The sequence below is a fragment of the Leptolyngbya sp. FACHB-36 genome, from assembly GCF_014695955.1.
Lineage (GTDB): Bacteria > Cyanobacteriota > Cyanobacteriia > Leptolyngbyales > Leptolyngbyaceae > FACHB-36.
Map to the genome: position 1 here is coordinate 1 of NZ_JACJPG010000651.1, position 12,662 is coordinate 12,662.

At 55.4% G+C, this 12,662-nt stretch carries 15 protein-coding genes and 1 pseudogene; 7 read left to right on the forward strand and 9 right to left on the reverse strand.

Annotated elements, in window-relative coordinates; all coding sequences use genetic code 11:
- From H6F43_RS20070 to H6F43_RS20080, 3 genes are all read right to left on the reverse strand, one after another.
- Window positions 1–510, reverse strand: a 510-nt coding sequence (locus tag H6F43_RS20070; protein ID WP_190344786.1) for an SOS response-associated peptidase, incomplete at its 3' end; no start/stop codon positions are given.
- Entirely contained in the window at window positions 494–889 is a 396-nt protein-coding gene (locus tag H6F43_RS20075) for a rhodanese-like domain-containing protein (RefSeq protein ID WP_190344788.1), read from the reverse strand. The genes H6F43_RS20070 and H6F43_RS20075, both read right to left, overlap by 17 nt.
- Window positions 890–1,097: 208 nt before the next feature.
- Window positions 1,098–1,586, reverse strand: a complete 489-nt coding sequence (locus H6F43_RS20080; protein WP_190344790.1) for a rhodanese-like domain-containing protein — start codon at window positions 1,584–1,586, stop codon at window positions 1,098–1,100.
- Window positions 1,587–1,728: 142 nt separating this feature from the next.
- Here H6F43_RS20080 and H6F43_RS20085 point away from each other — a divergent pair, with 142 nt between their 5' ends.
- On the forward strand, window positions 1,729–2,940 hold the full coding sequence (locus H6F43_RS20085) for a geranylgeranyl reductase family protein (RefSeq protein ID WP_190344792.1): 1,212 nt from the start codon (window positions 1,729–1,731) through the stop codon (window positions 2,938–2,940).
- Here the strand turns inward: H6F43_RS20085 and H6F43_RS20090 are convergent.
- Together H6F43_RS20090 and H6F43_RS20095 are read right to left on the reverse strand one after the other, a co-directional pair.
- Entirely contained in the window at window positions 2,919–3,656 is a 738-nt protein-coding gene (locus H6F43_RS20090; RefSeq protein ID WP_190344794.1) for a glutathione peroxidase, read from the reverse strand. The two genes, H6F43_RS20085 and H6F43_RS20090, sit on opposite strands and share 22 nt — an antisense overlap.
- A gap of 102 nt (window positions 3,657–3,758) precedes the next feature.
- Window positions 3,759–4,508 (reverse strand): DUF554 family protein, encoded by a 750-nt coding sequence (locus H6F43_RS20095; RefSeq protein WP_190344814.1) that lies wholly within the window; start codon window positions 4,506–4,508, stop codon window positions 3,759–3,761.
- A gap of 474 nt (window positions 4,509–4,982) precedes the next feature.
- On the opposite strand from H6F43_RS20095, the gene H6F43_RS20100 reads away from it, so the two are divergent.
- Window positions 4,983–5,768, forward strand: a complete 786-nt coding sequence (locus H6F43_RS20100; protein ID WP_190344796.1) for a phosphate ABC transporter permease — start codon at window positions 4,983–4,985, stop codon at window positions 5,766–5,768.
- A gap of 4 nt (window positions 5,769–5,772) precedes the next feature.
- Here the strand turns inward: H6F43_RS20100 and H6F43_RS20105 are convergent, their stop codons facing one another.
- A complete protein-coding gene (locus H6F43_RS20105) occupies window positions 5,773–6,402 on the reverse strand; it encodes a precorrin-8X methylmutase (RefSeq protein ID WP_190344798.1) in 630 nt (209 codons plus the stop codon).
- Between the two features lie 105 nt (window positions 6,403–6,507).
- Complete coding sequence (locus H6F43_RS20110) at window positions 6,508–7,347, reverse strand: TPM domain-containing protein (RefSeq protein WP_190344800.1); 840 nt, start codon at window positions 7,345–7,347, stop codon at window positions 6,508–6,510.
- 120 nt (window positions 7,348–7,467) lie between these two features.
- Between H6F43_RS20110 and H6F43_RS20115 the strand changes: the two genes are divergently transcribed.
- Together H6F43_RS20115 and H6F43_RS20120 are read left to right on the forward strand one after the other, a co-directional pair.
- Window positions 7,468–8,676, forward strand: a complete 1,209-nt coding sequence (locus H6F43_RS20115; RefSeq protein WP_190344802.1) for an aminotransferase class V-fold PLP-dependent enzyme — start codon at window positions 7,468–7,470, stop codon at window positions 8,674–8,676.
- Window positions 8,677–8,710: 34 nt separating this feature from the next.
- Window positions 8,711–9,025, forward strand: coding sequence for a hypothetical protein (locus tag H6F43_RS20120; RefSeq protein ID WP_190344804.1), 315 nt, complete (start codon window positions 8,711–8,713; stop codon window positions 9,023–9,025).
- Here the strand turns inward: H6F43_RS20120 and H6F43_RS20125 are convergent.
- Window positions 9,008–9,352: a hypothetical protein gene (locus tag H6F43_RS20125; protein WP_190344806.1), complete on the reverse strand. Its 345-nt coding sequence runs from the start codon at window positions 9,350–9,352 to the stop codon at window positions 9,008–9,010. The two genes, H6F43_RS20120 and H6F43_RS20125, sit on opposite strands and share 18 nt — an antisense overlap.
- Before the next feature lie 138 nt (window positions 9,353–9,490).
- On the opposite strand from H6F43_RS20125, the gene H6F43_RS20130 reads away from it, so the two are divergent.
- From H6F43_RS20130 to H6F43_RS20140, 3 genes are all read left to right on the forward strand, one after another.
- Window positions 9,491–10,750: an FGGY-family carbohydrate kinase gene (locus H6F43_RS20130; RefSeq protein WP_190344808.1), complete on the forward strand. Its 1,260-nt coding sequence runs from the start codon at window positions 9,491–9,493 to the stop codon at window positions 10,748–10,750.
- A gap of 27 nt (window positions 10,751–10,777) precedes the next feature.
- A complete protein-coding gene (locus H6F43_RS20135; protein WP_190344810.1) occupies window positions 10,778–11,389 on the forward strand; it encodes a hypothetical protein in 612 nt (203 codons plus the stop codon).
- Window positions 11,390–11,574: 185 nt separating this feature from the next.
- Window positions 11,575–11,889, forward strand: a complete 315-nt coding sequence (locus tag H6F43_RS20140; RefSeq protein WP_190344812.1) for a hypothetical protein — start codon at window positions 11,575–11,577, stop codon at window positions 11,887–11,889.
- An 8-nt stretch (window positions 11,890–11,897) separates the two neighbouring features.
- On the opposite strand, the pseudogene H6F43_RS20145 reads toward H6F43_RS20140, so the two are convergent.
- Window positions 11,898–12,662 (reverse strand): annotated as a pseudogene (locus H6F43_RS20145) (hypothetical protein); the annotation flags it as partial.

Sequence of the window (12,662 nt, forward strand, 5' to 3'; positions counted from 1 at the left end):
ATCTGCCGCCAGCATCACAGGCATGCGATCGTGAATTGGCTCCAGCAGTTCGTTTGCTTGGGTGGTGATAATTGTGCAGGAGTCAATCACCGCTTCACCGTGCTGCCAGTGCTCCCAAAGTCCTGCAAATGCAAAGGGCTGCGCGTCCGATCTCTGGAAATAGTGTGGCTGCTTTTTCTTGGTATTTAATCGCTGCCACTCATAAAAGCCATCCGCCAGAATTAAGCAGCGACGCTGCTTGAAGGCAGCGCGAAACGAGGGCTTCTCGGCAACGGTTTCTGCCCGCGCATTGATCAACTTGTTACCGATCGCCTCATCCTTTGCCCAACTGGGTATTAAGCCCCAGCGCAACAGGCGAAACTGGTGCGCTGACGACGCCGTCTGTGCAATGGTCGCCACCGCTTGTGAGGGCGCAATATTGTATCGAGGAGTCCAGCTAGGTTCCTCCGGCAGTTGAAACACCTCTGCTAGCGCTGCTGCCTCAACGTGCAAGCTAAATCGTCCGCACATGACTCCTACACCAGATCGTCGCTGACTCTACTTGAAATCCAACTGCTTTCCACGCCGCCATGCCGCCCCGAATCTCGGAAACGTTTCGATAACCCACTGCCCGCAACCGCTCAGCCGCCACGGCAGTTTCTTCATCGGTTTCGCCATAGAGATATACATCCCGCGTACGCGGCAGGCTGGCGATCGCGCGGTCAACCAATTCATCCATTGGCATCGAAATTGCACCCGTAATGCGACTGTGATTGAACTCATCCCGATCGCGAACATCGACAATGGTCAATGCGGGGTTGCCCCAGTCCAATCGTGTTTTTACGTCGTAGACCAAGGAGCGACGCCGTAACGGAGGCGGAGTGGGAATGATGCCTAAAAAATGGTTCACAGTCAGCGCCCTCTCGCAGTTAATACTGTAAATGTAACAATCTATTTCAGATTTGTAAGTCTTATGTCTAGAGAGTTTACAGATTTACCCAATTGTGGAAGAGTAGCGAGCTGCTTCTTAGAGTGATCAGGAACGCTAGCGGGCCACAGAGAATTTGCTAAGCAACAAATTCTCCGTGACCCACAAGTTTTACCGTAATGGCTTCAGGTTACGGCTTCTGGAAGTTGTTCAGTTTTTGCGTTTCCATGTGGTGAGCAATGCGGGACACAACGTTGTAGGCGTCAGGACCTGGCTCTACGATTTGCTCAGTTCCTTCCATCGGACCCTCGATCGTCTTCCACGCTTCTATACCGCCCTGCAGCTCTGCAACATTCGTATAGCCCGCTTGGCGCAGTTGTGAGGCTACCTCAGCCGTATCGGAATCCGAGTTGCCGTAGAGGTAAATGTCGCGCTCTTTGTCGATCGACCCGGCGGTATATAGAATGCTGTCCTTCGAGGCGGGCATTGCTCCCATGATGTGCCCCTTGTTAAAGGTCTCACGATCGCGCACGTCTAGAATGGTTAACGCTGGTTCACCCCACTCTAGCCGAGCCTTCAAGTCGTGCGCAGAGGACTGATGCTTAAACCCTGGAGGCGTCGGAGTAACGTTGGGCAGTGCGTCCTTAGCAGATTTAACTTGGTCTTGAATGTTATCCATAAAGACTTTATTAACCTAATCACGTCAACTTGCACTTTAATCAGAAAGACGTGACGACTTAATCCTTCTCGAGGGAGAGCCTGATGACTTTCTTGCTTTCGGTAGAACCGCTATCCTGAGCAAGGGGATCAGGAGCGAACCAGTGGCAAATTACGACTTAATTGTGTGCGGAGCAGGACCCGCCGGAGCAGTGGCCGCCGCAACAGCCGCGCAGGCAGGACTCCATGTTGCCCTGCTAGAAAAGCACACCTTACCTCGGCACAAAACCTGTGGCGGTGGCACTCCAATGGTGATGCAAAACCTGGTGCGGGATTTAGTGCCCGACGCGATCGTCGAGTCCGACGTGCTATTGATGCGCCACACGTGGAACTTTGCTGAGCCGCATCTAGCTCCGATTAATGTTTCAGAGACCGATCGCAAATTGTCGATCTGGATGATGCAGCGGTCAGTTTTTGACAACGCTCTAGCGCAGCGAGCCGCACACGCAGGAGCCAAGTTACTGGATGGCGTTGCAGTTCGCTCGGTGGAGTTAGAGGGCGATCGCGTCCGAGTGCGTGCCTCGACAAAAGAACGGGAATTGACGGCAACCGCCCGCTATGTCATTGGAGCCGACGGAGCGAACAGCGTCACCGCACACGTGCTGAAGCGTCGCAGACCCCCCACGATCGCGCTAGGAATGGAAGTTGAGCATCCTCACACGTGGGGATCAGGACATTCCGACTTGCGACCCGAAATCGCTCATCTAGAGTATGGAGCCGTGAAATACGGCTATGCCTGGGTGTTTCCCAAAGCCGACCACTTAAACATTGGGGCAGGCGTCTTTCGTCCCCAGTACGGCGATGCCCGCCGCGATCGTGCCGCCCGTGGTGAACTTCAGCAAGCAATTTTTGGCTATCTCAATGCCCTGCACCTGAAGTACAATCCTGACACGATTCGGTTTCATGCGCATCCGCTACCCGTATGGAGCGGCAAAGAGCAACTGCACTCGCCAGATGGACGAGTTCTACTCGCAGGCGATGCGGCTAGATTGATCAACCCCTTATTTGGAGACGGCATTCTGCACGCCGTCAAAAGCGGCGCGATCGCCGCAACCTGTGTGGCAGAAGGCACAACACAGAGGTACAGCGATCGCATTCACGCGGAATTTGCTGCCAACTTTGACGCTGCTCTACGACTAGCGCAGTTGTTCTACCGCTATCCGTCCCTGTGCTACAAGTACGGCGTCAACCATCCCAGAGGCACTCGCCTCGCAACCCAACTGCTAGCAGGAGAACTCTCGTTTACCCACATGTTTAGTCGGGCGCTGCGACGACTGCAATCCGGGCTGTTAGGTCACAGTGCTTCAGCCAGATAGCCAGCTAACGCCTCGGAGCCGCCGATCAGGTGCCCATTGATAAACACTTGCGGTACGGTTGTTGCCCCGGTTGCTGCCTGAAGTGCCCGCGTCGAGACGCCTTTACCGACGTATACTTCGTCGTAGGATAGTCCGTTCTTGTTTAACAGCTCTTTAGCACGAGCACAGTACTGACAGCCTTCCTTGGCAAATAGAAAGACTTGCAGCGGCTTGACGGCTTCGGGATTGATGTAGCGCAGCATGGTTTCTGCATCCGAAACCTTGAACGGGTCGCCCGGTTCGTCGGGTTCGATAAACATCTTTTCAACGACGCCGTCTTTGACCAGCATCGAGTAGCGCCACGATCGCTTGCCAAATCCCAAGTCCGACTTGTCTACGAGCATTCCCATGCCTTCAGTAAACTCACCGTTACCATCGGGAATCAGCCGAATATTCTCTGCCTCCTGGTATTTGCCCCACTCGTTCATCACGAACGTATCGTTTACAGAGATGCAAATGATGTCATCGACGCCGTTCTGCTTAAACACATGCGCCAGGTCGTTGTATCCAGGCAGGTGCGTCGATGAGCACGTGGGCGTAAACGCTCCAGGTAGCGAAAAGACGACCACGGTTTTTCCGGCAAATAAGGCGTCTGTTGTCACTTCAACCCACTCGTTATTTTGACGGATGCGAAAGGTAACATTGGGGACTCGTTGTCCTTCTCTATGAGACAGCATCGCGATGGCTCCTTAGTGAATCTGCTGTGGTGTATTGGTTTCTTAGAACGTACTCGTTATGAATATGACATGTCAAGCTACTGAACAGATTTCAGCGCTAATTTATCGGGAAGCAATCCACTGCGTCAGCGCGTAAAGCATTGGAGCGACCAGCAGCGCAGGCAGAAACGACGCCACGCGAACCTTGGTGACTTCCAGCAGATTTAGCCCAATACCGATAATCATTAAGCCACCAACGCCTGATGTAAGCTGCACCGCAGGGTTTGTAGCCGGATCAGGGAGTTGCTGTGCTAACACGGCTGCTGTCAGCGACAGTCCGCCCTGATACACAATCAGTGGAAAGCAGGAAAACCCAACGCCAATGCCGAAGCTGTTGCTCAAGGCGATCGAGGCGATCGCGTCCATCGTCGCTTTAATCAGCAGCAGCGTACTGTCGCCGCTCAAGCCATTGTTGAGGCTGCCAATCAGCGCCATGGGTCCCACACAGAACAGCAGGCTTGCCGCGACAAAGCCCTCCGTGAAGCTGCCACCGCTGCGGACTCGTCGCTTTAGCCAGTCGCCCAGTGCCTCTAGCTGTTTCTCTAGCGCCCACCACTCCCCCAGCAGCCCACCCGTCACCATTGCCAGCAGTCCCAAAATTACGCCTGCGATCGCGCCCGCTTTGACCTGATTAAAGCTGTTCGCCATCCCGAACCCGATCACCAGCGTGATTAACCCCAATCCCTGCGTCATGACCTGCTGCATTGACAGCGATAAACTTCCGCGCAGCCGCAGTCCTACTCCAGTACCCACCAGCACGGTGAGAGCATTAATCCAGGTGCCACTGGTTTTTAGCCAAAAGTCGCCCACAATTGCATCGCTCGCGCATCAGTTGCCCGTTGACCATGGACGGCTTGCCCGTTCTCTAGTCTCCGGGTCGATCATACGCTGCGATCGCAAAGGTTTACTGCATCTAGGGTCGTGAGGCGATGGGCATACTAAAAAAAGTGCCTGACCCCAATAAGCCCCCAGGGTCAGGCAGTATACCTGTAAGGACGCTTCCTAGCCGAAAAGCCAAACAAACTTAGTTGCCCCCTAGTTGTTCAGCCGTTCCGAGTGCGTTCCTCAGATGTATCTCTATTTTGATTTGTTGAGCGGTGAAGTCGATCCGATAGACTACTCAAGTTTTTGTCGTTGGCTGCGCCAACTCTGTAAATTTACTGTTCACACAGATGAAATTGAATGTATCAGCATCAAACACGTGCAAGTCGCCCATTTCAGCTTGCCTCAGACAAGTGTTAGGCTCATATCAGCCCACATTGACTGCTATTCGCTGCGATCGCTCTCATGCTCATTCCCCTAACGCGCAAAACCTTTGAGTCGCTGATTCCTCAGATTGGGACGGGTCCCCAGTACGGGTACTGCTGGGGCAAACCGCCGGATTTTCTACGTCGCTTGCTGATCTCGGTGGTGGGCGTTGTTATCGTGCTGCTGGTGCTGGGTAGCCTTCTGCCAGACGAGGCGGGCTTCGGACTCATCCGCTTCCTGCTGGGCATCTTTGCGGGCTTCTACTGGTTGTGGGGACCCGTTTTGTTGGCAAGCATCCGCAATGCGGACTACCGCAAATACGCCTACAGCGGCTTCTGGCAAGGAGAAGTGCTGGATACCTACGTCACCGACGAGCTAATTGGCAAAGAAGAAACCGTGAACAACCGGGGCGATTTGGTGGTTGTGGAAAATCGGGAGCGTTGCATCAACATTGAGGTTGGGGATGAAACAGGGTTTTCCACCCGAATCCAAGTGCCCTTGAAGCGAGAACATCAGGCGATCGCGCCGGGCGATCAGGCTGAGATGCTGGTGCTGTCCAGTCGTAGCGACTTGGGACGCATTCACCGCACGTCCGACATCTATATCCCGGATCACAATATTTGGGTGAGCGACTACCCGTATCTACAGCGCGAGGCGTTTGTGGAAGTGAGTCGCCAGTTGAACGATCGCCGACAGGCAAATCGTCCCCGCCGAGCAGCACCCACCGAGCGATTGCGCGATCGAGACGCGGTTCGCAACCGGGACGATCGCCCTAAGCGACGTTCCTCGCGCAGCGCCTCTCCGCGACGAAGCCGCAAGACTTAGCCTGCTACATTATGCCGTTGCGTTCTTGACCGTACGCCTGCCATGCCAGTTCGACTAGTCCGTTCAAAATAGCGGCAGCAACCACGGCGCTGCCCTTGCGTCCCTCAATCCGAATATGAGGCACGAGCGAGTCAGCGAGTCGCTGCTTTGCCGCTTCCACATCGACAAATCCTGAGGGTGTGCCAATCACCAAGGCGGGTTTAATCTCTTCGGCTTCAATCAAGTCGACTAGCGCCATCAGTGCCGTTTGGGCTTGACCAATGACAAAAATTCCTTCAGGGTAACGACGCGCCAGCGTTTCAATGCCCCACGCCGCGCGGGTTTTTTCCTTCTGCGGACGAGTCAGCGCATCCATGCTGCAATAGATGGGATTGGCAAACGTGTTCTGAATGGTCGCGGTGATGCCAACCTGCACCATGGGAACATCGACGACGATCGTCGTCCGGGCTGCCAATGCCGCTGCTCCAGATTGCAGCGCCACGTCTGAAAACCGAATCAAGGACTTGTACTCAAAGTCCGCCGTTGCGTAGATTACGCGCCGCACAATCTCATACTCGGCTGGCGAAAAAATATGATCTCCGATCTCTCGATCGATAATCGCCAAGCTTTGAGCATCTGTTACATGCCACTCCATCGCTACCCCATCGCAAAACGTCTAATCGCCAAACGCCCTAGCAACAGAATACGCGATGGCTATGTTTTGATCGCAGTTGATTCGGAATCTGCATTAATGCTGCCGTTAGGTTTCAGGGGTGGCTGATCGATTGAACGTCGGCGTTAGGAACGCCACTAACGCGCCAATTAGAAAGCCTGCAACGTTGCGAAACAGCGGCAGCCACTCCCCCGTGCGCGTGATGACCGGGGCAATGCCAAACGCAATGAACAGGATGCCCCACAGCGGCGAGAAAATCAGTGCCCACTGCCACGCCACGACTTGTCCTTCTTTCCGGGGGTGTGCCGCAAAGCCGCAGACAACACCGCCGACGATCGACGTTACCAGCGTCAGAATCCACTGTTCTTGTGGCAGACCGGGAACTACCTGACAGCCACCGCGCCGCAAACAGGTTTTCACCGATTCCAGCGCTTGCAGAATCGATTGGTCTTCGCCGTTCTCGCGGACGAAGAACTGGTTGCCGAAGCGCGTTTGTAGCTCGATCCAGAACGTGCGCGGCATCAGCGGATAAAAATCGTCGCCAACGCTGAAATTCAATAAATTGCCGCCGCGTGGGTCAGCCACCAGCAGCAGGCTGTGCTCGTTCAAGCCCCAATAGTTTTTCACAGCGCTACCGGGGGTGCGATCGAACTGCGTCAGCACTCGCAGCCGCCAGCCCGTTTCCTGCTCAAACATCTCTAAATCTTTTGCCAGTATTTCTTCTTGTGCGGCGGTCAGCGCATTCGCCAAATCGACCACGCTTGTCTTAATTTCAGGCAGCAATTCTGGATTGTTGTAGGCATAGGCGGACGTTGCCGTGGGTCCTAAAGGACTCAACCAAACCAGCAGCACGGTACCCACTGCCGCAACCGCGAGACCCAGACGCTGAAGGGACGATCGACCAACGAAATCAGAAAGAATGGACATGAGCGGTGCTGCCTGCGCTAAAGCGGTGTTGATGAGTAAGCGTAACGTTTCTTTACACTATTTAATCTTACTCTAATAGTAGAAACGCAAGCCACAGCCGTCAATTCTCTCTTCTTTCGCATGTCCCAACGTCCCATTTACCTCGACAATCACGCGACAACACCCGTTGATCCGCGCGTTCTGGCTGCCATGCTGCCCTACTTCACGGAGCAATTTGGCAACGCTACCAGCAGCCATGTTTACGGATGGGAGGCAGAAGCAGCGGTGCAGCAAGGACGAGAGACTCTAGCCGCCGCAATTCAGGCAGCGCCAGAGGAAATTATTTTCACCAGTGGAGCAACCGAAGCGAACAACCTTGCAATCAAGGGTGTAGCAGAAGCGTATTTCAGCAAGGGACGACACCTAATCACCGTGGCAACCGAGCACAACGCTGTGCTTGATCCCTGCCGGTATTTGCAATCGTTGGGCTTCGAGGTGACAACTTTGCCCGTGCAGCCGGACGGATTAATCGATTTGGCAGTTTTAGAGCAGGCAATTCGTCCAGATACCGTTCTGGTATCGGTGATGGCGGCAAACAACGAAATCGGCGTGGTGCAACCGCTGGCTGAAATTGGCGCTCTCTGCCACGATCGTCACGTCCTGTTCCACACGGACGCCGCGCAGGCGATCGGGAAAATTTCCCTCAACGTGACTGCGATGCAGATTGATCTGATGTCGCTGACGGCGCACAAACTGTACGGTCCTAAAGGCATTGGTGCCCTTTACGTGCGGCGGCGCAGTCCCAGAGTGCAGCTTGCCCCGCAGCTCCACGGTGGCGGACACGAGCGCGGCTTGCGGTCGGGGACACTATATACGCCGCAAATTGTGGGATTGGCGAAAGCGGTCGAACTCGCGATTGCCGACATGCCAGCGGAGAGCCAGCGAGTACTGGCACTGAGCGATCGTCTCTGGCAATCGCTCAGGCAGCTTGATGGAGTGCTGCTAAACGGACATCCGACGCAGCGCCTACCGGGAAACCTGAACATTAGCGTGGCGGGGGTAGACGGTTCGGCGCTGCTGTTGGGATTACAGCCTGCGATCGCGGTCTCGTCTGGTTCTGCGTGCACTTCGGCAAAGCGCACGCCCTCCCACGTCCTGACAGCAATGGGACGATCGCCTGACCTCGCCTACGCCTCACTCCGGTTCGGCATCGGACGATTCAACACGGACGCAGAGATTGACCAAGCCGCCGACTGGACGATCGCCACTGTGCGATCGCTGCGGGAGGCAGGAAGCGCGGTGGTAGAAGCACCCACCAGTAGGAGGTCAGCCGCAACGGACTCGCGCTAGGGTGGAAGCCTACTGTGTTTTTGTAGTTTGTGCCATGCAGCGCCTCCTCTACACGGCCACGATCGCCCTTGGTTTCCTGCTTCTGGGAAGTTCTGCTAGCAATGCAGGTCCCGCCATCGATCGCCTGACTCCAACCCAAATTCAGCAGTTTTCGCGGGATTTAGTCCGTCCCAGCTCCCGCGACTTTTTCGAGGAGGGACAGCGGCAGCTCGATCGTGAGGTGCAGTTGCTGACTCAGCAGCGACTGTTCACAGAAGGTCTGCTGAAGGTCAGCCAAGATGTTAATCTACCGCAAGATCTGACGCCGTTCGAGCGCCTATTGCCGCCAGCGTCACCGATCAAACAGTAGGTCAAGTTCTGCTTGCAGCGCTTTGAAATCTGCCAATCGAGAGATGATTAAATTTTCGGCTCCAGCATCATTCAGTCGCCGTTTCCAGTAGTCGATGCGATCGACGTTGTGCATCCAGTAGTCAATCACCGTTTTCAGTGCCTGATCGAGGTTCCAGTCGCGCTCGGGCGAAACCGTTTCAACCGATTCAATCAGCGCATCTAGCGTGCATTTGTAGGACCCCAAATACTCGACGCCTGTCTGCGATTTGTGATACAAAATTTCCTGTTGATGGCTAAAAAACTGTAAAACAGGGGAAACTCCAAGAATTTCAAAGCTGTACGACATAGCAATTCTGGCGCTTTTAACCAAGACTTTGAATACTGAATGTAGTGAAGTCAAAAGAAGATTGCACGAAATCGTTAAGCAGACTTCATACTTTAGTGCTAAACCTAATCGCGATTCGCCATCAGCATTCGTCCAATCATGTCCAGCTATCTAGGAATTGACTTTGGTACGTCGGGTGCCCGCGCGATCGCGATTGACGACACCGAACAGATCCGTGCTCAAACAAGTTGTCGTTTTACTGAAGCGCCCGATCAAGCTGCGATGTGGCACGAAACGCTATTCACACTGATCGAGCAGATTCCCGCGGCGTGTCGAGCCGATGTGCGATCGATCGCCATCAATGGCACCTCGTCTACGGTGCTGCTGTGCGACGAGCGCGGAGAGCCGATCTCCCCACCCCTGCTCTACAACGATGCACGAGGCGCAGTGGAACTGGAAGCTCTGCGGCAGCAGCTTCAGGATGCTGATACCCCTGAACGGGCGATCGTTCTTAGCGCCACTTCCAGTCTTGTGAAGCTGCTGTGGTGGAGTCGGCAGGTGGGATTCGATCGAGCGCGCTACTTACTGCACCAGGCAGATTGGCTCAGCTTCTTGCTGCACGGGCAGTTGGGCATTAGCGACTATCACAACTGCCTCAAACTTGGCTACGACGTTCGGCATCTCTGCTACCCAGGTTGGCTAAGAGAGATGCCGATTTTTTCCCGACTGCCAACGGTTCTGGCACCGGGAACGCCGATTGCTCCAGTGCAGTCCGCGATCGCTCAGCGGTTTGGACTGCCCACAGACTGCCGCGTGTGTGCGGGCACTACAGACAGCATCGCCGCGTTTCTAGCGAGCGGAGCGACGACTCCGGGAGAAGCCGTCACCTCATTAGGATCAACGCTCGTGCTGAAGTTGCTCAGCCGAACTCCCGTCGATCGCGCGGAATATGGCATTTACAGTCATCGCCTCGGTGAGCAGTGGCTGGTCGGTGGAGCCTCCAATACAGGTGGAGCCGTGCTGCAACAGTTCTTCACCCCAGCCGAATTGCAGCAGATCAGCGCTCACGTTCCCGTCGATCACCCTAGTCCGCTCGATTACTATCCGCTGGCTCAGCCTGGAGAGCGTTTTCCCATCAGCGATCCACAGCTTGCCCCACGATTGCAGCCGCGCCCAGAGAATCCAGTTGAATTTCTACATGGGCTACTAGAAAGCATGGCGCGGATCGAAGCCGAAGGCTACCAACTGCTGCAAGACTTGGGAGCCACGCCGCTAGCGCAGGTCTATACGGCAGGCGGTGGGGCAGACAATCCCGCATGGACGGCGATTCGTGCCCGTCGGCTAGGAGCCAGCGTCGCGCGATCGCCGCAAACCGAAGCCGCCTACGGCACCGCACGGCTAGCGAAGTGGTACGGTTGAAGAGGTGGACTCACTGCTGCGATCGCCATGACAAATCCTGCCAACAATGCGAAGCGCCCTGCTCAAACCGTCTCCGTCACGCTCAACCTGCCACTCGATGTGCTGACCGCCATTCGCCAGCGGGCAACGCAGCAGGAAGAATATCCCAACCAAGTAATTGTCGATGCGCTCCGGCAGGGATTGGGCTTGACTCCGCCCTCCACGCCAACCTCTAACCTCAACGACGATCCACGATCGCTTGCCGCCCGCTTGCAGGCAGTAGAGGCGCTTCTACCCAGAATGCAGGCGCTAGAGGAGCAGGTCAGTCGGTTGCAGGCTGAACGATCTCACCCAGTTGAGGACACTGTAAGCATTGAACCGCCCTTACAGGAGCCGCCGATTGCCACGGAGGCGCAGCAGTGCCCCAACTGTAGCCATCGGTTAGGACCGCCGCTGCGGGCTTCGGGGCGTCAAGTGTGCGGTAAGTGCGGCTGGTCCAACAAGCCAAAGCGAGCGCTGATCGACAGTGGCATGGCGGATTTGCCCACTGATGAACTTCAGCAAATCTTGTCCAACGCTGCCACCGAATCGCTCGACAACATGAAACCTAAAAAGCAAGAGTCGGGGGGAAGCTTCTTCTCGCGGTTTGGCAAGCGCTGAGCGCCCGATTGTAGTGTGTGCCAGTCACGGAAGTGGGTACCCTTAAGAACGGGACAGCGGAAAGGTGTCCGCCCGTGGCGGAAAAACTTTAGCCGATCGTGTAGCTAGGACTATCGCGTTTTTTAGAGAAATACGCTATGTGTTTGACAGCGCGATCGACTCAGACAGCTAAGGAGCACCCGGCATTGCAAACTGAAAAAAGGAAAGTCAACCGTATGGACGAGGGTGTGAAGCAGGCAGGGCAGGAAGGTAGTACCCTCGATCGCCTGGACGCCGATCAGGTACAGCGGGTGCGCGAACTGCTGACTGCGTGCGGCATCGAGCCGACCCAAGCAACGCTGGAAGCATTAGCAAATGCCGCAGACCAGCGTTACCCTTCTGAGCCAAATCGGCTCGAAATCGCCGCGCGATCCATGCTGAATTTTTTTGCTCAACAATCGCCAACTAGACGGGAGTTGGCTTGGAGCCTTGTACGGCGCTGGGCATCTCGCTTTCAGTAACGTCTGGCTTAGCGGTAGGTGAGTACCTTTTCGCGTGGCTGGAGCGTGCGGGAAGAGTGCTGCGCCTCCACTTCGGCACGAGTCACCACCATTAGCAGAAACATGACAACTCTGCCCACCTCTGGCTGATGCGCCTGTGCCATCCAGACAGGCAGCGATCGTGGCGCGGGTAGCACAGGTAGAAGATCGTGCGATTCGGGCAGGGCTGGCGAGGGTTCCACCTGCTGCAAGCGAACAGAGGGCGACTGACTCTGTGCGGCTCTCAGTGTTGTCAACGCCCACACCACTAAGATGAAGCTGAGAAGCAGACCCAAACCAACATCGCGCTGTGTATCCGTGACGATCGGCTGCCGCGTTTCGACCTGAATTACTTCCGGCGGCGCAATCATGCGCCAAGACTGCGGCGCAGGAGCCGACTGCAAGGAATCCCGCCTCGTCAGGTATTGGTTTAGCGCCTCTTTAGCAAATTGCACGTCGCGTTGGAGGTCGGCATTCTGGCGATCGAGGGTTGCCCACTGTTTGATGTGTTGATCCAGCTGCGATTTTGCCTGAGCGATCGCCCCACGGCTCACCTCTAGCACCTGAAGTTGATTCGCGGCTGCTATCCATCCGCGCAGCGTTTCTTGCCGTGCGGCGTCTGGTTTTTTTTCTGCCCGAAGCTGTTCCAAAATAGACTGCTGAGCCGTCTGATCCAACTGCTGGGCAACCTGTTGATACTGCTGCTGGAGCGATTGAATCGTATTAGATTGTGCTTGCGGACGGGCAAGCTCGAT